This window comes from Mucilaginibacter sp. L3T2-6 (assembly GCF_030519355.1).
GTDB lineage: Bacteria > Bacteroidota > Bacteroidia > Sphingobacteriales > Sphingobacteriaceae > Mucilaginibacter.
Genome location: NZ_JAUMKC010000002.1, coordinates 35,840 through 57,648, shown reverse-complemented (window position 1 = coordinate 57,648; position 21,809 = coordinate 35,840). Strand labels below are relative to the sequence as shown.

General features: G+C 44.0%; 14 protein-coding genes. 4 read left to right on the top strand and 10 right to left on the bottom strand.

Translation table 11 applies throughout. The features are described from left to right. Position 1: 1 nt before the first annotated feature. The 5 genes from Q3W13_RS02555 to Q3W13_RS02535 form a co-directional block, all read right to left on the bottom strand. Positions 2 to 1,000, bottom strand: a complete 999-nt coding sequence (locus Q3W13_RS02555) for a VWA domain-containing protein (RefSeq protein ID WP_302861104.1) — start codon at positions 998 to 1,000, stop codon at positions 2 to 4. Further along, a complete protein-coding gene (locus tag Q3W13_RS02550) occupies positions 993 to 1,970 on the bottom strand; it encodes a hypothetical protein (protein ID WP_302861102.1) in 978 nt (325 codons plus the stop codon). The genes Q3W13_RS02555 and Q3W13_RS02550 overlap by 8 nt, the downstream gene beginning before the upstream one ends. Beyond that, positions 1,970 to 2,851, bottom strand: coding sequence for a DUF58 domain-containing protein (locus tag Q3W13_RS02545; protein ID WP_302861100.1), 882 nt, complete (start codon positions 2,849 to 2,851; stop codon positions 1,970 to 1,972). The genes Q3W13_RS02550 and Q3W13_RS02545 overlap by 1 nt, the downstream gene beginning before the upstream one ends. Before the next feature lie 117 nt (positions 2,852 to 2,968). Then, on the bottom strand, positions 2,969 to 3,892 hold the full coding sequence (locus tag Q3W13_RS02540; RefSeq protein WP_368077620.1) for an AAA family ATPase: 924 nt from the start codon (positions 3,890 to 3,892) through the stop codon (positions 2,969 to 2,971). Between the two features lie 491 nt (positions 3,893 to 4,383). After that, positions 4,384 to 4,554 carry a hypothetical protein gene (locus Q3W13_RS02535; RefSeq protein WP_302861097.1) on the bottom strand — a complete coding sequence of 57 codons (171 nt, stop codon included), beginning with the start codon at positions 4,552 to 4,554 and terminating at the stop codon, positions 4,384 to 4,386. Positions 4,555 to 5,016: 462 nt separating this feature from the next. Between Q3W13_RS02535 and Q3W13_RS02530 the strand changes: the two genes are divergently transcribed. Continuing rightward, positions 5,017 to 6,291, top strand: coding sequence for a TIM barrel protein (locus Q3W13_RS02530; RefSeq protein ID WP_302861095.1), 1,275 nt, complete (start codon positions 5,017 to 5,019; stop codon positions 6,289 to 6,291). 148 nt (positions 6,292 to 6,439) lie between these two features. Then, positions 6,440 to 7,822, top strand: a complete 1,383-nt coding sequence (locus tag Q3W13_RS02525; protein WP_302861094.1) for an FGGY-family carbohydrate kinase — start codon at positions 6,440 to 6,442, stop codon at positions 7,820 to 7,822. A gap of 55 nt (positions 7,823 to 7,877) precedes the next feature. On the opposite strand, the gene ppk1 is transcribed toward Q3W13_RS02525, so the two are convergent. Beyond that, entirely contained in the window at positions 7,878 to 9,905 is a 2,028-nt protein-coding gene (ppk1, locus tag Q3W13_RS02520) for a polyphosphate kinase 1 (RefSeq protein WP_302861092.1), read from the bottom strand. Then, on the bottom strand, positions 9,905 to 11,206 hold the full coding sequence (locus tag Q3W13_RS02515) for a Pycsar system effector family protein (protein WP_302861090.1): 1,302 nt from the start codon (positions 11,204 to 11,206) through the stop codon (positions 9,905 to 9,907). The genes ppk1 and Q3W13_RS02515 overlap by 1 nt, the downstream gene beginning before the upstream one ends. 377 nt (positions 11,207 to 11,583) lie before the next feature. On the opposite strand from Q3W13_RS02515, the gene Q3W13_RS02510 reads away from it, so the two are divergent. Then, on the top strand, positions 11,584 to 13,968 hold the full coding sequence (locus Q3W13_RS02510; RefSeq protein WP_302861088.1) for a GAF domain-containing protein: 2,385 nt from the start codon (positions 11,584 to 11,586) through the stop codon (positions 13,966 to 13,968). A gap of 40 nt (positions 13,969 to 14,008) precedes the next feature. Here Q3W13_RS02510 and Q3W13_RS02505 read toward each other — a convergent pair whose 3' ends face one another. The 3 genes from Q3W13_RS02505 to Q3W13_RS02495 all read right to left on the bottom strand — a co-directional run bounded on the left by Q3W13_RS02505 (position 14,009) and on the right by Q3W13_RS02495 (position 19,972). After that, positions 14,009 to 14,785, bottom strand: coding sequence for a TlpA disulfide reductase family protein (locus Q3W13_RS02505; RefSeq protein WP_302861086.1), 777 nt, complete (start codon positions 14,783 to 14,785; stop codon positions 14,009 to 14,011). A gap of 93 nt (positions 14,786 to 14,878) precedes the next feature. Beyond that, a complete protein-coding gene (locus tag Q3W13_RS02500; RefSeq protein WP_302861084.1) occupies positions 14,879 to 17,434 on the bottom strand; it encodes a BamA/TamA family outer membrane protein in 2,556 nt (851 codons plus the stop codon). Positions 17,435 to 18,142: 708 nt separating this feature from the next. Then, the gene (locus Q3W13_RS02495) at positions 18,143 to 19,972 is read right to left on the bottom strand and encodes a M61 family metallopeptidase (protein ID WP_302861082.1); all 1,830 of its coding nucleotides are present in this window, start codon (positions 19,970 to 19,972) and stop codon (positions 18,143 to 18,145) included. A gap of 239 nt (positions 19,973 to 20,211) precedes the next feature. Here Q3W13_RS02495 and Q3W13_RS02490 point away from each other — a divergent pair, with 239 nt between their 5' ends. Further along, positions 20,212 to 21,801 carry a flavin monoamine oxidase family protein gene (locus Q3W13_RS02490; protein ID WP_302861080.1) on the top strand — a complete coding sequence of 530 codons (1,590 nt, stop codon included), beginning with the start codon at positions 20,212 to 20,214 and terminating at the stop codon, positions 21,799 to 21,801. The last annotated feature ends 8 nt before the right edge of the window (positions 21,802 to 21,809 follow it).

Here is a 21,809-nt window from a genome sequence, read left to right as displayed (position 1 = left end):
ATTATGTTAAAGCCCCCTTAAACACTGTATTTTTCAATACAAATTCCAGTAATAAAAATCCCAGGGCAATCAATGCAAACGGGAAAAACAATTCCGTTTTTTTATGATACTGGGTTACATCAATTTTAGCTTTTTCCAGTTTGTCTATCTGCTCGTAAATATTTTTCAGCGTTTGGTTGTTGGTAGCCCGAAAGTACTTCCCGCCGGTGGTTTCAGCAATTTTAGTCAGCGTACCTTCATCAACATCTACCGGGACCCGCTGATATTGTATGCCCATCGGTGTTTGAACCGGATATGGCGCCATTCCGCGTGTTCCCAAACCCACGGTGTAAACCCTGATGCCAAACTGTTTGGCTATCTCGGCAGCGGTTATCGGCGGTATGGAGCCGGTGTTGTTTGAGCCGTCGGTAAGTAATATAATTACTTTACTCTTGGCATCGCTCTCCTTCAAACGGTTAACGGCAGTAGCCAAACCCATGCCTATAGCGGTACCATCGTCGATCATGCCATTTTTAATGTCTTTAAACAGATTGATCAAAACATCATGGTCAATGGTAAGCGGGCACTGTGTAAAGCTTTCGCCGCTGAAAATCACCAGGCCAATACGGTCATTGGGACGGTTCTTTATAAAGTCTATAGCGATATTCTTACCCGCCTCCATACGGTTGGGCGTAAAATCCTCGGCCAGCATACTGCCCGATATATCCGAGGCAATTACAATATCGATACCTTCGGTCGTGCTATTCTGCCAGCTTAACGACGATTGCGGGCGGGCAATGGCGACTATTAATGCAGACAACGCCAGGCAGCGTAATACAATACCCGAATGGCGAAACACCGGCAACAAACTTTTTTTCGGTACGGCAAACCCTTTTACCGCCGATAGCGACAAATAACCATACAGCTTTCTTTCGCGCCAGATGTACCAGCCGGCAATCACCGGGATGAGTACAAACAGCCAGAAAAAACCCGGGTGCGCAAATTCAATTCCTTTAAACATGCTCCGCACCTCCTTCCGCCGCCTGCGGCTGCAATTGCGCCGTCTCCTGCGTTTTATGCACAAAGGCAATGGCGTTTTCCATGCTCAGCTCATTATCGACCGGCAGTGGTTTAGCTTTGGCAAACTTCACCAGATCTGCCAATGTTAAAACCTCATTCAGCTTAATCCGGTACTCGTTGGAGATAGCCATGTGTTTTAACGACGCGATAATTTCCTCAGTAGTCCGCTCATGGGTTTTTATGTCGTAGCGTCTTTCCAGATACTCGCGCAAAATGTCAGTTAGCTCACTGTAGTATTCCTTTACGGCTTCTTGCTGCCAAAGCTTGCGTTCGCGCAATTGCTGTAGTTTGGTGAGGGCTATAACATGTGCCGGCACGGCTGGTTCAATTACTTTAACCTCATCTGTCGCTTTGGGCCGTTTCTTTAAATAAAGGTACAGGTAAATGCCACCTCCGATAACAACCAGCCCAAGCAATATCCACCATTTGTGATCCTTTAACCAGTCAAAAAAAGTATAACTAACCGCTATGGGTTGTTTGATGTCGTAAATTGCCTTGGTGGTATCTACTTTTACGGTTTGTACCATCAGCGTTAATTGAGGCGTAGTAAGCACGCCCGCTGATGAGCCAATATTATAAGATGGTATAGTATAAGTTCCCTGGTCGAACGAAGTAATTGTATAACTTTTTATTACTGTGATCCGGCCTTTATTGTCCTTTTCAACAATGGTATCCATCCGGCTGCTCACAATCGGCACCTTGCCGCTGATGGTATCGGCCAGGTTCGGGAAGTTAACTTTTTCCTTAGCGGGCTGATGAACAATCAGGCGCAGCTTGGTTTGGTCGCCTATGCGGATGGTCAGGCTGTCCAGTTTGGCATCGGCGGTTATATTTTGGGCGGATGCATTGATAGTGGATCCGCTTAGCAGAAGTATAAAAACCAGGAAATTATAAAAACGATTACTCTTCATTATCTCTTCTTTCCCCGTTTTTTAAATAATGTCATTAAAGGTTTAACATAGGACTGATGTGTGCCGATATCCCCGGTATCCACCCCCGTGCGGCTAAACACATCTTTCAATGCTGCATTACGGTTTATAGCGTTCGCTTTAAAGGCATTGCGAATGCTTTTATCGCTGGTATTTACCCAGGTAACCATACCAGTCTCTTCGTCCTTTACAGGGATAAGGCCAAGGTCGGGGAACTCCTCCTCGTGCTTATCGTAAAGGCGCAGCGCGATGATATCATGCTTCTTGTTTGCGATTTTAAGTTCATTTTCAAAAGCCGGGCTCATAAAATCAGAAATGATGAATGCAGTGCATTTCTTTTTGATAACGCTTGTAAAATATTTCAGTGCGCCGGCGACATCTGTGCCTTTATTATCCGGCGTAAAATCAATCAGTTCGCGGATAATCATCAGGATATGGCTCCTGCCTTTTTTGGGCGGAATGAATTTTTCGATCTTATCGCTAAAAAATATCACCCCTACTTTATCATTATTCTGTATCGCCGAAAACGCCAGCACCGCACAAAGCTCTGTAGCCAGTTCCTGCTTCAATTGCGACTGTGTGCCGAAATTTCCCGAGCCGCTCACATCCATCAGCAGCATAACGGTCAACTCGCGCTCCTCGTCAAACACCTTTACGTAAGGGTGATTGAAGCGCGCGGTAACATTCCAGTCAATAGTGCGGATCTCGTCACCCAGCTGATATTCGCGCACCTCGCTAAAGGCCATACCGCGCCCCTTGAAAGCAGAGTGATATTCGCCCGAAAATAGGTGATTGCTCAGCCCCCGGGTCTTTATCTCAATCTTCCGGACTTTCTTTAACAGCTCTTTGGTGTCTTTAGCCATATGTCCCTCTATATCTCCCCTAAAGGAGAGACTTTGAAAATTAATTCTTTAAATTGTAACAGTCAAAAATTTATGCTACGGCTGCAGATTGTCTGCTGACAACTGCCAACTTATTCCCTACGGTACTTCTACCGCATTTAAAATACCTGTAATAATATTTTCTGAGGTCATGTTTTCGGCTTCGGCTTCGTAGGTGAGACCTATCCTGTGGCGCAACACATCGTGGCTGATCGCCCGGACGTCTTCGGGAATCACGTAGCCTCTGCGTTTTATAAACGCATAAGCCTTTGCAGCCAGCGCCAGGTTGATACTGGCCCTTGGCGATGCGCCGAAACCGATGAGGTTTTTATAATTAGCCAGTTTATATTGCTCAGGATAACGTGTTGCGAAAACAATGTCGACGATATATTGCTCGATCTTTTCGTCCATATATACGTCCTTCACCGCTTTGCGTGCCCGGATGATGTCTTCAGGCTTGATAACCGGGTTCGGTTTGGTCATTCCCTGCGGGGCGATGTTAGAGCGAATGATGCGTTTTTCTTCTTCCTTATTTGGATAACCGATAACCACCTTCAGCATAAAACGGTCTACCTGCGCTTCGGGCAGCGGATAGGTTCCCTCCTGCTCTATCGGATTTTGTGTCGCCAAAACCAGGAAAGGGCTGGGAAGCTGGAAAGTATTGTCGCCAATGGTAACCTGGCGCTCCTGCATGGCTTCGAGCAATGCGCTCTGGACCTTTGCCGGGGCGCGGTTAATCTCATCCGCCAATATAAAGTTAGAGAACAGAGGGCCTTTACGTACAATAAACTCTTCCTTCTTCTGGTTGTAGATCATGGTGCCTAATAAATCCGCAGGCAACAGGTCGGGCGTAAATTGGATACGGCTAAAATCTGCCTGTATCGCTTTCGACAAAGTATTAATGGCGAGTGTTTTAGCTAACCCCGGCACGCCTTCCAATAGTATATGACCATCTGCCAGCAAACCTATTAACAAACGGTCAACCATATATTTCTGCCCCACAATCACCTTATCCAACTCCATTTTCAGGATATCGATAAAAGCGCTTTCCTTTTGGATCATCTCGTTCAGTGCCCTCATGTCAACCGAGTATAACGAACTGCCTGTTACTGCATCCACAGAAGAATGCCCATTGTTACTATTTATATCTTCCATTAAATGATTTTTAATTTTGGTAGGCAAACTTAAACAGATACGGAATTTTTTGCGACAAAAATGTTAAGGTTAAATGTTAAAATTTGTTAAAAGTAGCATTATAGCTGGCCTGAGCTAAGTAATTGGGGACTAAAAATTATTAAAAAAGTGATTTTGACCCAGGCAGCGGCCTTGCAAAAGCGTCAAAGCAATGGCGGCATTATAAGCCCCTCAGGCGCCTGCCTAAAAACATAAATGGCATACCGGTTAAGCTATGCCATTGTGAGAGATTAAAGTTGATTAATGAAATATGCTGATAATATCTTTATCGCAATTTGTACACTCCGGCAGTAAGATTAGTAGGCCGGAAAGTGTAGAAATTATGCCGGGTATGTTTTGTACGCAAGGTAAAAAAACACCATATCGCCGCTCGTTGCCAGCAAGATATGCCCGAAATTAATGTAGGGGTAAGTGGTTACCGCCAGGTAGCCCAGCAGGCCTAAACCTAAAAATGCAATCAGCAAATACAAAGCCCTGAATCTTGTACTCATAAGTAATCGTAATAAAGTGTTACCATAAAACCAATCCCGCCCCGCTCATTTTATTTATCAAATCAAAAAGACGAACAACTTTACAACCGGTCTGTAATTGAAAAGCAAGATGCCATAATCATACCATGTTTATCCTGATTTAATACTGACCTAACAGATGGCAGCACTACAACTAGTGGAAATACTTCTCAATTAGCTAATAATATAATTTACGAGAAAATTATTTTCTTTTAAATAAATAATTCGTTACTGATAACTGTAAAATTGTTTATAACTCAATTGTTATCAACATCATTTGTTACGGGCGTTCGCTGTACTCTGCAAATATCGCCGCGGTTATTTATCCCCAACTAAATTCCCCGATAGCCTCATTTCAATTCCCCACCAACTACAGAAACAGTAAGGGATAGTTCAAATTCCGCAAATCCCTATATTAGGCTCGTAAACCAAGAGACTTTTATTATGAACGTTGAACAACATAGAATTGACGAGCTCAATCAACCTGAACTCGCCGCTCACCAACGTAAACTTCATTTTTTAGCACCTGATATACCAGCATTTGATAAGGTGATGAACAATCTGCAAGCTTTTAACGTGGCTATCCCAAGTTGGGCGCTTGGAACAGGCGGTACACGGTTTGGCAGGTTTTCCGGCGGGGGCGAACCGCGTAGCTTAGAGGAAAAAATTGAAGATGTGGGGGTTATACAGGCGCTGAATAGATCGGGCAATTCTATTTCGCTCCATATCCCCTGGGATATTCCGGAAAATGCGGCGTCAATAAAAGCATTGGCGGCGCAAAAGGGACTGCACTTTGATGCCGTAAACTCTAATACCTTTCAGGACCAGCCCAATCAAAAACTTAGCTATAAATTCGGTTCGCTGCATCATGTGGATAAGGCTGTACGCAAGCAGGCCATCGAACATAATATTGAAGTGATTAAATATGGTGTTCAGCTGAATTCAAAGGCTTTATCAGTTTGGTTATCGGATGGTTCTAATTTCCCCGGCCAGCTTAACTTCAGGCAGGCGTTTCAAAACACACTCGAAAGCCTGCAGGAAATTTACGCCGCGTTGCCTGATGATTGGAAAATGTGGATAGAATATAAACCCTTCGAGCCGAATTTTTACTCTACTACTATCGGCGACTGGGGACAGTCGCTGCTGCTAGCCAATAAGCTCGGCAGCAAAGCTTCAACACTTGTGGACCTTGGCCACCATCTGCCCAATACCAATATTGAGCAAATCGTTTCGTTATTGCTGATGGAAGGCAAGCTGGCCGGTTTCCATTTTAATGATTCAAAATATGGCGATGACGACCTGACGGTCGGCAGTATAAACCCATACCAGTTGTTCCTTATATTTAATGAGCTGGTTGAAGGGATGGATGCACGCGGTATGACACATGCTACCGATATTGGCTGGATGATCGATGCCTCGCATAATGTAAAAGATCCGATTGAAGATCTGCTGCAATCCGTCCAGGCCATAAAGCTGGCTTATGCGCAGGCTTTAATTGTAGACCGCAAAGCCTTAAAAGCGGCGCAACAGGAAAATGATGTTACCCTGGCACAGGAAATATTGCAGCAGGCATACCGTACGGATGTTCGTCCGCTGGTTGCAGAGGCAAGTCTGCGGAGTGGCGGCGCGCTGAATCCAATAAATGTTTACAGGCAGCTGAAGGTGAGAGAAAATTTGATTAAGGAGCGGGGATCAAAGACGGTAGCGACGGGGTTGTAGATAATGAAATGCGCCGTAGAAAAATGTTAAGTTAAGGGAAACTGCAGCTCGCCCTCTTTACGCGCAGCGAAGGGAAAAAAATAATCTTAATCTACGATATCGTTCTACGGATATTGTACAAACAGATAATGAAATTTTCGTAAGTTTTATGAGTGCCAGACCGGTAATAGTTGTATTTGACGTTGGTAAAACCAACAAGAAGCTTTTTTTATTTGATGAGAACTACCAGATAGTTTTCGAAAAGTCTGCGCGTTTTATCGAAACGGTTGATGAAGATGGTTTTCCCTGCGAAAACCTGGAGAGCCTGCGCTTGTCGGTATTCGATTCACTGAGTGAGGTTTTCCGGCTTAAGGAGTTCAATATCAAGGCCGTCAATTTCTCATCATACGGGGCCAGCTTTGTATATGCGGGTGAAGACGGCAAGCCGGCAGCACCGTTATATAACTACTTAAAACCCTATCCCGTTGAGCTTAGCGAAAAGTTTTACAATAAATACGGCGGGGAAGAGAGCTTTAGCCTGCAAACCGCATCGCCTGTGTTGGGGAGTTTAAATTCGGGACTGCAGTTGTACCGCTTGAAAATTGAACAGCCTGAAATATTCAGCCGGGTGAAGTACGCATTGCATTTGCCGCAATACTTAAGCTTTTTGCTTACCGGTGTATATTATTCAGATCTGACCAGCATCGGCTGCCACACCGCCATGTGGGATTTTGAACACAACCGGTACCACGAATGGATACAACGCGAAGGCGTAGCTCTTAAACTGCCGCCAATTGTGCCTGCCAATAAAGTGTCGCCGCCGCTATTTCCCGGTACAAGTTATAAAATAGGCTGTGGCCTGCATGACAGCTCTGCTGCCCTTATCCCCTACCTGGTAAATTTCAACGAGCCGTTTGTACTGATTTCTACCGGCACCTGGTGCATCAGCCTTAATCCCTTCAACCATCATAGTTTAACACTGGATGAACTAAAGAAAGACTGCCTGAGCTTTTTGCAATATAAAGGACAGCCGGTTAAAGCATCCCGGTTATTTTCGGGAAATGAATATGAGCAGCAGGTAAAACGAATCGCCGAACATTTTGATGTAGACGCCATAAGGTTTCGTAACATCAACTACAATCCGGACGTCGTTAAAAAAATTAAAAAGAGTCAAACGCAGGCACGTTATGAAGATAATTTTCAAAAAGAATCTGTTTTTGCGACCAGGGATTTGGCGGGCTTTAAAAATGATACGGAGGCCTACCACCAGTTAGTGCTCGATTTAGTGAATCTGCAGGCTGCTTCTACACAATTGGTTCTAAAAAATACGCCGGTAAAAAGAATATTTGTAGACGGTGGCTTCAGCAAAAACAATGTGTTTATGAACCTGCTGGCAGCTGAATTTAGCGATCTCGAGGTCTTCGCGGCTTCGATGGCCCAGGCTTCGGCTGTTGGCGCAGCCTTAACCATTCACTCCGCATGGAATAGTAAGCAAGTACCCAATGATATTATACAATTGAAATATTTTTCGGCAGGAAGAGCAGCACCGTGATTTAAGCTAACTCCAAAAACTTCATTTTGCGAATAAAGAACAGCTTGTTCAGACTTTATTCGGGAAGCGCCGCGGCCAATAACTTGTATATTTCCAATTGTGCCTGCACAGCGGGCCTGGCGTGGGTTACCGGAAGGTTTCTCAAGTTTTCATCCAATATAACTGCCTGCACATTATCGGCCAGCTGGATGTTGATCATATCTATAATCTCCTTTTTTATCGTCTCATCGTACACCGGAAAACAAACCTCGATGCGGTGATAAATATTCCGGTTCATCCAATCAGAGGAACCGAGGAATACTTCCGGATTACCGCCATTATTGAAGACAAAGACCCGCCCGTGCTCCAGGTAGCGGTCAACAATGCGCCTTATGGTTATATTTTCACTCATGCCCTTTACGCCGGGAATGAGACAGCATATACTTCGTACAATCAAATCGGTTTTCACTCCCGCTTGTGAGGCTTCATACAATTTATTGATCAGTACACGCTCCTCCAGGTTATTTACTTTTATTATCATACCGGCGGGCTTGCCTGCTGTTGCATTTTCAATCTCCCGGTCAATCAGTTCAATAAACTTAGACTGCAAATTAAACTGAGCTACAAGCAAATGTTTAAACTCCAGGCGCCTTTTTTCCGACGGCTTTTCGCGTTTGCCCAGGAACATGAAAACCAGCTCCATTTCGCGCAGCAAGCCTCTGTTAGTGGTGAATAAAATATGGTCGGTATAGAATTTTGCAGTCGATTCATTAAAATTACCTGTTGCCAACAGCCCTGCGTACGCCATCCTGTCGCCTTGCCTGGTTTTTACAATAGCTATTTTGGCATGTACCTTTAGCTGCCTAACACTGTAGACGATCTTTATCCCCGCCTCCTTCATCTTTTTCGCCCATTTTAAATTATTGGCTTCATCAAACCGGGCTTTCAGTTCAACCATTACCTGCACATATTTACCATTCCTGGCAGCGCTTATTAATGCATTTACAATCCGCGAATCGCTGGCCACGCGGTAAAGCGTAATATAGATCTCCTCTACGTTGGGGTTAATCGCCGCCTCATTAAAAAAGCGCAATACGGAGTTGTAGCTCTGATACGGCGTATGAATGATCATATCGCGCCCCTTATCAAAAAAGTCATCACGGACTGATGGCTTCCACTCATTGTATTGCAGCCTGACATCGTTAACGGGCAGGGAAAAAAAATCCTTTAAATTATGATATTTGCCTCCTTGCGTAGCGCTGGCATTTTGAAGACAAAGTTCCTGTGTTAGCACTTGCAGCATCCGCAAAGGTATCTCTGCATCGTACAAAAAACGTGTCGCCAGGCCGAAGTCGCGTTTCTTTAGCTGCTTCTCTATTTCATCAGATAAATCGCCGGAGTATTCATCAGCCAGGTCGAGCTCGGCATCGCGTGTTATTTTTATGCTGTAGCAGCCCTTTATTTCGACGGCCGGGAATATCTTGTCAAGATTAATCCGGATAATATCATCCAGGAAAGCGATGTATGTCCGGTCATTATCCTTTACCGTAAAAAAGCGGGGCAACTCATCTGATGGTATATTAAGGAGCGCAACCTGCGGGCTACCGTCGGCCTCAATTAAATCGACAACAAAGTACAGCTTATTATTTTCGGGGAAAAAGAAATGCTCGCCGTCCAGCATAACCGGCTGCATAAAGGCCAGTATTTCGGACAGGAAATAACCTTCCGCAGCTTTTGTGATCCCATCCGGGAAAGGCCGGTGATAAAGCAACACGACGTTTTCAGTATCCAGCGCCGGGATTAACTGCTCCCTCAATATTTGCCCAAAGCGTTCCTGCTGGGCAATGATCATACTTTTGGCGGTATCTAAAATACCCCGGCGTTCGTAAGCATTTATTTCGTTACTGTCTTTTTCACCGATTTTTTGGAGCGCACGCAACACCGGCATCCGCACACGATAAAATTCATCAAGGTTTGAAGAAAAGATACTCAGAAATTTAATGCGCTCCAACAGCGGTACGGCGCTATTGGCCGCTTCCTCCATCACACGTTCATTAAATGTAAGCCAGCTTAAATCGCGGTTAAAAAAACGCCTTTCCTCCATTATTTAGCAGGTATTTCTGTTGGCACACTGCCAAAAAATGCAGAAGCGATTGCAAAGGCAATTACAGACCCAATAAGCCCGAACATGAATATGTTGTATGCGATACGCAGTAACCGGTATTTGCGGCCAAGCACCACGCCCTGCGCGTATACATCGCGGATGAGGCTACCATATAAAAAGTCCCTGTCCTCCATCATCTTTTGCATACCATAATTATAGTCATCGAGGGCAGATTTGTAAAAATTCCCAAAAAAAAGCAGGTTTACCTTTTTGTTATCTACATCCTCGCGGGTAAAATTACCGGCGGGGATTGACGGGCGTGTCGAAAGGATAGAAAACGTCATGGCCAGCAGGCTAACGGCAAGTAAAATAAAGGTGGGCCAAACCAGGTAGCCATATTCGCTTAACCGGCGAAGCAGCAAGCTGATAATTGCCGAAAGAATAATGGAATTAACCGTTATCATTATATGCGCCTTATTATCAGCCATATCGCTCAGGCGCTGATGATTGCTGGAACTGATCCTGAACATTGTTTCAATGCCCTTCTCAGGCTTTTCCTTCTCCTTTTTCTTTTTTTCTGATTTCGATTCTTCAGTCTTGGGTGCATGATATTCCTCAATTATCGTCGCCCCGTACTTTATATCGCCAGATGGATGTGCCAAAGCCTTATCTTCCTTATTTTTTTCTTTCTCACTCTTCTTTTGCTCTTTTTCCAGCCGTTTTTTTAAATACTTAATATTTTGCTGCTTACCGTCATTTAGTAATAAGCGGCAATAATCGGTGTGGTAAGTATGGTTTTCAACAAATGCTATTGATTTTTCAAGCCAATGCGCTTTGCTGATATCTGCATTGTGCAGCAGCCGTACCTCCTTAAAAAGCAACTTGTCTTTTTCTTTAAAATCGCCGGTGCCCAAGTGAAACAGGTCGGCGTCGCAAATAATCTGCTCTAAAAGGTTAGCGGGCATTTGCGGCATCCTGGTGGCCATAATACAGCTTTTAATGGCATCCAGATGTTTTTTATCAAGCTGCTTCTCCCCAAAAAATGCCATAGCCAGTTCTGCTCCTTTTTCCTCATGCACCTTTACATCCACCATGTATCCAAGGTCATGAAACCAGGCCGCGGCCATCACTACAAAAAAATCATCGTCGGCAAGCTGGTAATGATTGGCAATTTTGATAACCGCCCCGGCAACGTCTTCGGTATGTTCGCGGTTATGGTACAGCAGGCTCGATGTATCGTGGCTTTTGTAGAAACTTAATACATACTCTTGTCCCTGCTCCAGTAAATGCTGATAATTCATAGTTATGCCGAAAGATTAATGCAAATTAGCTTGTTTTGTGGTTGATTATAATTGCCATTTTGCTTTGCAACGGTAAAAATAAGGAATCTATCGGCAAAAACACTCCAGGCTATATTATCAATACTTATTAAAATCTAATAAAACCCTGTACTGACAATCGTTATATAACTGTTAACAAAGTGATTTGTTTAGGCGAATTATCTGCAGGTACAGCAAGCCGGTAAATGCTAAAAAATAAAACTAATTGCCTGTTCGTTAAATTATTATAAACAAAAGGTATCTTTAATGTAATTTTGGACTCATTCGTGCGTCATCTCTTTTACGTAACTAGTTAAAAGGCAAAACATATGGTAAATTTGCATCAATAACTTTCGCTTATGCTGTTTCCGCAATTTTCTGACAATCCATTCCAGATAAACCTCTGTTTTCATAAAATAATACAGCGGCTGGAAGACGTTGCAATAAAAAATGCGGGACCTGACAGCGAAAAGGCCCGGCAACTGCTTGAAGAAATAAAACCTTTTCCGGAGTTAAGGGACGGCATTCAGAGTATTTCGCAAATAGCGGATAACGAAGCTGTAATAGCCGGTCTGCTGGCAGATATATTCCCGGCTGCACTCACATTAAATGAAATAAAGGCTGTCAGCATTCCCTACCTTGGCCTTACTTTCAACTATACCCGGCGTTTCCAAAACATATTAAATGCCGCAGGCACCTCTTTTGAATTTAATATCCGGGATTTTGATGAGCACCAGTTTTATATAATGAGCTGCAGCATTATCCTGAATGTTTTTTATGGCACCCACCTTGATTTCGGCAAGCCTTTATTTTACGACATTCCGGATGCTAAGGGGATTATAAGGCACTACCGTATTTTATACAACGCTGACTTTTTAGAGATACTGCCCACCCCAAAGTCAAAAATGCTTACCCGGGAAGACATAGACCTTTTAATAGATAACTATGATAACCTGGAGTTATGGAAAGAAAAGTTTCCGCCCAATAGCTGGATATTGAAGGGCTTTGGAATAATGACATTGATTGATGCTACGGTTGAGAATGCAGTTTCGAGTCTGAAGAGCAATCTCCTGGGTCACGCCAATCCTTTAGAGTTACAGGAAAACCTGGAGGAAATTTTCCGCTCAATTTTTAAAATACCCGATCTTGAAATAGGCTTTACAGCTTTTGACGCTGAAAACGATAAGTTTACCAATATATCGCTTGGTCAAAAAATCAAGAGCTTTATCCTGGATAGCCGCTCAGAATGTGATTGCAGGCAGGAACTGAAACCAGATTCATATAACAGCCTGCTCAGGAAGCGCTCCGCAATTATCGTATCGAAAGTATCTGAATTTGTTACTTTAAATCCGGATAGCAAATTATTAAAGCATTTTGAAGCCAAAGATATCCGGAGCTTCATACTTGCACCTGTTGTAAAAAACGATAGCCTTTTGGGGCTGCTGGAACTGGTATCGTACCGCGACCGCGAGCTTAACAGTGTAAACGCCCGGAAGCTGGAAATTGTAATGCCATTTATTGCAGATACCATCAGCCGGAAGGTTACAGAACTGCAAAACCGGATACAGGCGGTTATACAAAAAAATTATACTTCGCTGCATCCCAGCGTTAACTGGCGGTTTAGGGACGAAGCCCTGAAATATATTTACAGCCATAACGCAGGTAAAGATTACACACCCAAAGAGATTATATTTCATGATGTTTACCCTTTATATGGTCAAATAGACATAAAGGACTCATCAGTAACACGCAATGACAGTGTCACCAAAGATTTAAGCGCCCAGGTGGGAAAGCTTATTGAACTTATGGAGCACATGCAGCAAACCAACAGCATAAAGAATGCGGAACAGAAATTACTCGACCTGCATGATTTTGCTAATGAGCTGGCAACCGGCGTTAAAGCCGATACAGAGCAGCATATTCAGACTTATCTTGAAATAAATGTTCACCCTGTATTGCGGGAGAATAAATATTTTAGCAAAGAAACCTGCGCGCTGGTTGACGACTATTTTAAGCATACCGATAAAATGACCGGCGATTTTTATACCCACCGGCATAATTATGAAACCACGCTGGCATTGATCAACGAAAAACTAACCTCTGTTCTGGATAACCGCCAAACCGAAATTCAGGCCTACCTGCCGCACTATTACGAGCGTTTTAAAACTGACGGCGTTGAACATAACCTGTATATCGGCAACTCCATTACGCCGCAGCACGAGTTTGATACAACTCACCTGGAGCGCCTGCGTTTCTGGCAATTACTGGTATTGTGCGAGATGGAAATTGAAGAGTACCGCCTTAAGAAAACGCTACCGAACAAGCTCGGCGTTACCTCGCTGATCCTGGTATTCAGCACGCCTATTTCCATACGTTTCCGTATGGATGAAAAGCATTTTGATATCGACGGCGCTTATAATATCCGTTACGAGGTGATCAAGAAGCGAATTGACAAGGCCTGTATAAAAGGTACAAAGGAGCGCATTACCCAACAGAATAAGATCACCATCATCTTCTCCAAAGCTGAAGAACTGCAGGAGTATATGAAATACGTGAACCTGTTGCAGGACAGTGGTATCCTTGCGTCGAAGATTGAAGAATTTGACGTGGAAGACCTGCAGGGTATTTCGGGCCTGAAGGCATTACGCATTGGCGTATTACATAACCAGAATGAGCCGATTGAAAAAACCTTTGATTACGAGGGTTTGTATAAGCAATTGAGCATGGTTGGGGTGGAGCACTAATCCCGGCTAATTAGTCCTTGACTTTTATGAACCATTAAGGTCATGCAGCCTCCTTCCGCAGTACCTGAATCATTTCAGCCGCATCATAAGTCATTTTTACTACATTACCTTTTTTATTGATAACCCAATGAATCGGGTAGCCTGTTCCATGTAAATCTTTTTCGATATATGATGCTTTAACAGGAACTATGGCATATTTAAAGCCAATACGTTTTTCAAATGCCTCCAATGCTTTTTTTGAATCCCAGGCGATGCTGATGAACACTATATCTTTCCGGTTTTTGTACTGTTCCGTAAGCTTATTCAGTTCAGGCATTTCCGCCACACAGGGCTTACACGAAATAAACCACGCCTTTAATACTATAATTTTCCCCTTGGTATTTTCTGATGTGTAGATATTACCGTTTAAATCTACATAGTGAAAAGCCGGGAACGGTTTACCTTCCATTTGGTAGCAGCCATAAAAGGTGAGACCCGTTTGCTTAAGCATACGCCGCACATCATCATCGGTATCTTTGCCCAACTTATAGAGCATGTATGAAAGCTTATTACTTTTTGCAGCAAGCTGCAGCGGGAGGTAGTCGCCGGTGGCGGTCGCCTTTAAAAGTTCGCCTTTACTGATGGTATGCCCCTTAGTATCGTAAGCGGTAAAATCCTCTGAAAGATATAAATGAGCATTATAATAGTTCATAAATGCAGCCATGTTTTTCAGCGCAGTTTGAGGGGCAACTACAGGCTTACCCAGCGATTGCGCAATTGCTGCAGACGAACCAGAAAAACTGAAAGTAATAACGATGAAACAAAGGATAGCTTTCATGAGGGCTGGGTTTATAATTTTAAAGGTAAGCATTATTAAAATAAAACTATAGAAATAGTTTTATTGTCAGCATACGTAGTATCCGTCTGTTTTCTAAAACTTAAACCCGGCCGAGATATATGGGTAAGCGCCTTCATTTGAAAAGCCTACAACAGCCTGCACCAATATCAGTTGTGCCGGGATGAGGTAAAATCCACCGCCATAGCCATCATGCCACTGATTTGACGATTCGCCCGGCGACCATACCCTGCCAACATCGTTAAATGCAACCAAACCGAGCGTTCCGGGAACGATGTAGGACGTATAATCAAAAAGTTTAAGGCGCAGCTCAAGGTTATTATAAACCATACTTTTGCCGGTAAACCTTCCGGTATAAAATCCGCGCAGGCTGTTGATACCGCCTAACTGCAGTTGCTGATAAAATGACGCATTGCCTATAGTTGTACCACCGCCGGTGCGGTTACTGACAATAAATACTGAATCCCGGTCGGGGTTTACAAAAAATGTAAAATCGGTAACTACCTGGCCATACGTATGTGAGTTGGAATTAAGACTCTTTAAGCCGGTTAACGTTGTATTCCACAAGATACCGTCATGCGGGATAATACCTTTGCTGCGGCTGTCGAGACTAAGACCGGCAACCAGCCCAACGTTTGCCCCGGTAGCGAAAACTTTTTCATCAGGATGCGATGCGGCATAATCATTCAGGAAACGGTTATTATTGCTCTCCTTATCACCATTATAATACTGGGCAACCACCCCTCCGCTTACCGTCCAATCATTATACACATGCCGGATCCGCACGTCCGCATTTAAAAAATTATAAACGTTGCGATAGTATGTCCGCTTATAGCTACCCTCATTTATATATTGCGTGTTATTGCCGAGGCCGAAAAAGTAGCTCTGGTAATTTGGTCCTTTGGATAAGATATTAACCAGCAAGTCGCTCTTACCAAATACCTGTTTAAACTCGCCGGTGTAATTCAGCAGCAGCGAACTGGCGCCAAAACCGTAATTGACCAATAAACTCTGCCTAAAGGCATAAGGATCCTTCCTGAAGCCTTGCTTTTGGTAGATGAAGTCTGTCATCAGTTGCACGCCATAATCGCTGTTATAGCTACCCAGTACCAGCGGCTGCAGGAAATTATATTTAAAGTCCTTTTTATCAAACTTATTTACACCGGTATCGGCAGATAAACGAAAATGCGCCTGCGAATTGAGCGGCAGGCTATTTTTCTGGTCTTTCCGGTCGTATATGTAACGGTTGTTTTTGCTGTCAACGTCCTTATCAAATGCGAAGATATCCTCATCATCACCGCCAATCATACGCACAGTGATAGTCGAATGAGCACTGCCATGCACAATAAATTTATCTTCCCCTGCGAGGCCATAAAGCCTTATTTCATTCGTTATCCCCGGGTCGAACGTACGGTTATAAAGTACCTGGTCGAGCCCGCCGTCTTTTTTAATTTTATTGATCTGCAGCGTTATCCTGCCATCGTTTGCATAACTGAGGTCAAATTGCTCTTTTTTATCTGATCCCGGGATCTCGACTATCTGCGATATAAAGCGGTAATATTTTATTGCCTGCTGCATTAATATATTGCGCCGGCCTATCAATTTCCGCGTGAGTTCCCGGCCGCACAAACGGTAGATGTTTGGCGGCATTTTCTTCATGGCTTCAGTTATAAGCTGGTCGGTTAACTTGCCTTGCACATATTTTATCTGCATTTCCCAGTCCTGCTCACTCAGGCTATTTAAAAAATACCGGTCAACATTCCGGCCGTTTAAATTCCACCGGTTTATAGAACGGATATGGTCCTGGAAACTCTGAAACTTCGACATCAATAAATGCCTTGATACCAGCCATGGCAAAACACCTGATGTGCCATAAAACACCTGGTCTCTGTCGCGCGGAACGGGTTCATAAACTGTTCCGCCCAGGCTGTCCGTCTTTTTCTCCCAGCGCCACTGGTCTTCGTGGCGGTCCCAGTCGCCCAGCAGAAAATCAAGCAGGCGCGCTCTTAAAAAAAGGGCCTGATTAGCGTGGGTATCATTGTCTTCCTGTATCTTTTTTTCTACCTTTTCGGTATTATCCGTTTTATCGGCATCAAGCGGCTCCCGCTCCTCGAAAAGAAAAACCTGGTTCGCAAAATCTTTCCGGTATTTCCCAAAGGCAGGATCGTCGGGCACGTAAACTATTTGCGGGTGCGCATGTGGTATACCGAGCGCCTGCGCCAGCGGCGGCACGACCAATGCCGAGAAAGGATGTTCGGCTGATATCTGGTCTTGTATGATATCTTTGGCTATGGTCTTCCTCAGATTTGGGGGCAATACCTTTTCAGGATATTTCTGGATAGTACGCAACACCCATTCCTGCCCGTTTGGATCTTTCAGACGCAGCGACTTTGTCTGCATTCCGCCGCCTCTCTGTTCAATTTTCAACCCGCCTTTTTCTTTATTCAGCCTAAATATTTTAAGTGTTACCGGTTCGGCCCATAACTTACGGTAGCTCTCGCCAAGCAATACCCGGTGAAAGTGGCCTACGCTGTCGTAAGCAGGTTCAACCGCTACCTTTATGCTATCAGAACCAACCCTGGTTTGCGCAAATACGGATGAACAGGCAGCAATAAATAAAATAACCAGCATTTGCTTAATGATAAGCTTGCTACTACCGGTATTTTTTGAAATTAACAACATAAGTAAGGCAGATATTCAATCGAAAGTAACTGACACCAAAATAAAGAAATCCGGCTGGTTATTTATGATAACCGCCAAAAATAAGCTTTACACCGAATATTTATCATTACCAGGTATCCGATTCGTCTGTCACTTTCTTTTCGGGTACGGCGATGACATAACCGATAAGTGATATGCATATGAAAATTACCGCCCTCGTGATAAAATATACCAGATCTTCCATAGTTGAATAATTTGAACGATTAATTAATTAAATGACGACTATGAAAGACAATAATTTTGCCCCATTTACAAGAAACTGATTATCAAACATTTAAGAATAAACGTTTGATATCTTTTTGGCGATATTTCGTTAGTTAACCAATAAATTGCGAATATAAGTTTGATAAGACTGAAAACGTTACAAAATGACCGGTTGGCAAGATTCCCTTAGAAACTGCCTCAAAACGGTTGCCAATAATTATTACAGGGCATTAGCCCCCTCTAAATCTCCCACGGTTGGGGAGGCTTTAGCTTGGTGATATTTTAAGCCCTCCCTTCCGGGGAGGGTTTGGGTGGGGCTAAACCGGTATATTTATATCTTTAGACAGCTTCTTAGCTACAAAATAATCCCGCTGGTATGAGTTTGCCGGCGGGATCAATGACAGGCCGGTTGCTTTATTTAGGGTCAAAAACGCTTTTATAAATAGCTGTTTGTAAAGCATCCGGACCGGGCATTTGCTTAATTTCAAAACTGCGTGAGTTTTCGGTACCAAAGATGACCTTTACTTTCTTAAGGTTGCCTTTTTGTTCAACCTCAAGTTCCACTGCATCTCCGTCTTTTTTTGTTGTTGACAGCGCCTGCAATGCGGCAAGTGTTGCAGGCTGTCCGTCGATACTGATAATTTTATTTCTTACCCTGATGCCGCTTTTCCAGGCCGGTGAATCGTATTCAACCGCGGTGATAAACAACGAATCTTTCTGTGTTTTGGCGGTAATGCCGCTCCATGCGCCGGGCAGTTTCTTCCAGGCATCATCTATATCAAGGCCTGCATAAGCAAAATATGGATGATAATTAATCTCTTTTACAGTCGAGGCGTATTCAAACAGCTCATCTAACTTAACACCTGCCGTTTCCTCGCATACTTTTCTAAACTCCTGCGGGGTAAAGCCGCGTTTCAGTTTTTTGAAATAGGTGTAATATAGTGTACGCATCACGTCGTCCAGGCTTTCCTTGTTTTGGGTTTCGTGGCGTATTTTAAGATCAAGCATCAGGCCGAGCACAGGGCCTTTGTCATAATAAGATATGGTTTTGTTAAATTCATCAGCTACCCTGCCATTCGGGCCGTCGCTCCAGGTCTCCAAACTGGCCTGCGTTGCCGACTGAAACAAATGACCTGGTTTTTTCTCGTAATTGAGCAGGTTGCCACGTAACTGGCCGATCAGTTCCTGCGCATTGGTAAGCCCTGCGCGGCGTATGATCATGTATTCATAATAAACCGTAAACCCTTCAGACACCCAGAGCATTTCGGTTTTGCTGCCGTGCTCATAGTCAAACGGACCAAGCTCAATCGGCCGGATGCGCTTTACGTTATAGGTGTGGAAATACTCGTGGGCCAGGAAGCTGTACAGCCTCATTTTTCCCGCCTGCTTGTCAAGCCCATTACCTGTAAAAGCAACAGAAGCCGAAGTAAGGTGCTCAATACCACCGCCCCCGGGGCCAAGCCCCAAAAACACGTAATGCTTGTAAGGTATTTCGCCAATTATAGCTGAACCATTTTCTACAATTTTTTTAATGTCGTCCATAAAGCCCTGCTTATCAGCAATTGCCATTTTGTAACCAATAAAATCATGCGGGATGCCTTTTACAGTAAAGCCGGGCAATTTTTCCAGCTTGCCCATCAGAATAGGCGCATCATACAGCACATCAAAATCGGGCGCTGTATATTGTGTCGAGTCGCTGCCGGCAACGTCAAGACCGGCGGCTATCCTTGTCCAGCCCGGATATTTGTTTACGGTGATCGAAACCGGCTGTATGATATTTTTATCCTGGTACATAAATAAACCGGCCGGAGAAAAATAAGCATGCGCTGTATCGATATAGTTGCCCCCAACAAAATTCCGGGTACACTCAACATCATACTTAAGCTTTACCGCTTTGTGATTTGCTGCCACCTTCCATGTATTTTGGTCAGTATGCTTAAACCCGAGCTCATTCCCACTTTCATCTGTGGCAATAAAATCAGATACATTTTTACCAAAGTTCATAAACTGGTAATAGCCGGTAGTCCAAACCGGCATTTTGAATACGACTGTATCCGGCAGTTTGCCGCTTAGTTCCAGTGTTACGTGCGCTTTTTTAGCAGCAGGGTCGGCTGAGATACCGAAATGCCATTTTTGACCGGACTTTTGCCCGAAGGCTGTACAGGTCAGTATAAAATAAACGGCCGCAGTAAGTAGTGCGGCACTCGTTTTACGCCCTTTAAATTTTGAATAAATAGTCGCCATAAAAGCTGGAAGTCAGGATGGTTAATTATTTGTTGTATAAAAGTACAAAACACACTTTTACACGAACAGCAAAATTCTAACCCACAATCACCAAATATTATCTCATTTCCATAATATTTATTTACAAAAGGATAAATAACAACTCACGGTATGAAAAATATCCCAACCAAATTGACTATATATTAAAAATACCATAAATTTAAACCAGTAACAACGACCATATTTTTATCACTATTAAATTGGAAACGATAACCCGCCGTAGTTTTTTAAGTAAGGGGGCCATGCTGGCCGGAGGGGCATACCCTGCCATGCTGGCGCTTGGGATGCTGAAAGCCGCCCCCGCACATGCCTTTGATCTTAAGGGCAGAGGCAACGGCAAAAAGATCATCATTTTAGGCGGCGGCCTTGCAGGAATGACCTGCGCCTACGAACTGAATAAGCTCGGTTACAACTGCACCATACTCGAAGCGCGTAACCGCGCCGGAGGCCGGTGCTGGAGCGTGCGAAAGGGAAGCACTAATACTGAAACCGGCAAAGCTACTTTAACTGCCCATTTTGACGACGGCCAATATTTTAATGCCGGGCCATCCCGTATACCGCACAATCATCAGCTTACCCTACACTATTGCAAAGAACTTGGTATACCGCTGCAGGTATATAATAATGTTAACGAAAGCACTTATTATTTCGCTGAAGGTAAAGGTGCATTATCCAACAAAAAAATCCGTGTGCGTGAAATACACAACGACACACGCGGATACATGGCTGAACTGCTGGCCAAAAGCATTGACCACGGGACGCTGGATACCGGCTTAACTAAAGAAGATTCGGAAAAAGTTATTGAATACCTGATGGCTGAAGGCGGGCTCGACCCGGACAAGTTATATAAAGCATCGGCAAGGCGTGGTTATATCGAGTCGCCGGGAGCAGGCGACCGGCCCGGCAAGATTGCCAATCCGCATAAGCTGGCCGATATGATACAATCAGGCTTAATGGACCCCGATTTTTATAACGTGGCAGAGTACACCTATGAGCTGCAGATGACCATGTTCCAGGCCATTGGCGGCATGGATCAGATAGCATTTGCATTGCAGAAGAAGGTGGCTCAAAGCTTAAGGCTGGGCGCCGAGGTAACCAACATTGTAAATATAGACAACGGGGTAAAAGTTACCTACAAAGACGCACAGGGCGAGCATGCCATACAAGGCGATATTTGTATTTGCACACTGCCTTTGCCGGTATTGAGTAATGTTAGTAATAACTTTTCGGGCGATGTGAGCCGGGCTATCGACTACATCAGCTATATGCAAACAGGTAAAATCGGCTTACAATTTAAAAGAAGGTTTTGGGAGGAAGATGAGCATATTTATGGCGGCATCACCCATACCAACAACGAGCTGACGCAGATATTTTACCCATCGTACGATTACCTTGGCAAAAAAGGCATCCTGCTGGGTTATTACAATTTTAACGAGAAAGCCCAAAAAGTTGGCGAGTTAAGCTATGCCGGCCGCGAGAAGCTGGCGCTGCAAAAGGGCCGGCTGATACATCCGCAATACGATACCGAATTTGAAAACTCATTTTCGGTTAGCTGGCACAAAACTCAGTATAATTTAGGCGGATGGGCAGTTTATACTAACGAAACGCGCAAAACACAATACCCGGTGTTACTGAAGCCTGACAAGCAGGTTTATTTTTGCGGTGAACACCTTACCTATCTGAATGCCTGGATGGCGGGAGCTTTTGAGTCGGCAAGGAGTGTGGTTGCTGCTGTACACGGGCGCTTAACCGATCAAAGAATTCAATATCCGGCCAAAACTGATAAATAGAAACTGGC

Excerpts from the sequence above, each read along its gene's own strand:
- Q3W13_RS02535 (WP_302861097.1), bottom strand. The coding sequence starts at position 4,554 with ATGAGTACAAGATTCAGGGCTTTGTATTTGCTGATTGCATTTTTAGGT.
- Q3W13_RS02515 (WP_302861090.1), bottom strand. The coding sequence starts at position 11,206 with ATGAATTATCAGCATTTACTGGAGCAGGGACAAGAGTATGTATTAAGT.
- Q3W13_RS02525 (WP_302861094.1), top strand. The coding sequence starts at position 6,440 with ATGAGTGCCAGACCGGTAATAGTTGTATTTGACGTTGGTAAAACCAAC.
- Q3W13_RS02495 (WP_302861082.1), bottom strand. The coding sequence starts at position 19,972 with ATGGCGACTATTTATTCAAAATTTAAAGGGCGTAAAACGAGTGCCGCA.
- ppk1 (WP_302861092.1), bottom strand. The coding sequence starts at position 9,905 with ATGGAGGAAAGGCGTTTTTTTAACCGCGATTTAAGCTGGCTTACATTT.
- Q3W13_RS02510 (WP_302861088.1), top strand. The coding sequence starts at position 11,584 with ATGCTGTTTCCGCAATTTTCTGACAATCCATTCCAGATAAACCTCTGT.
- Q3W13_RS02500 (WP_302861084.1), bottom strand. The coding sequence starts at position 17,434 with ATGCTGGTTATTTTATTTATTGCTGCCTGTTCATCCGTATTTGCGCAA.
- Q3W13_RS02545 (WP_302861100.1), bottom strand. The coding sequence starts at position 2,851 with ATGGCTAAAGACACCAAAGAGCTGTTAAAGAAAGTCCGGAAGATTGAG.
- Q3W13_RS02540 (WP_368077620.1), bottom strand. The coding sequence starts at position 3,892 with ATGGAGTTGGATAAGGTGATTGTGGGGCAGAAATATATGGTTGACCGT.
- Q3W13_RS02555 (WP_302861104.1), bottom strand. The coding sequence starts at position 1,000 with ATGTTTAAAGGAATTGAATTTGCGCACCCGGGTTTTTTCTGGCTGTTT.
- Q3W13_RS02550 (WP_302861102.1), bottom strand. The coding sequence starts at position 1,970 with ATGAAGAGTAATCGTTTTTATAATTTCCTGGTTTTTATACTTCTGCTA.
- Q3W13_RS02505 (WP_302861086.1), bottom strand. The coding sequence starts at position 14,785 with ATGAAAGCTATCCTTTGTTTCATCGTTATTACTTTCAGTTTTTCTGGT.
- Q3W13_RS02530 (WP_302861095.1), top strand. The coding sequence starts at position 5,017 with ATGAACGTTGAACAACATAGAATTGACGAGCTCAATCAACCTGAACTC.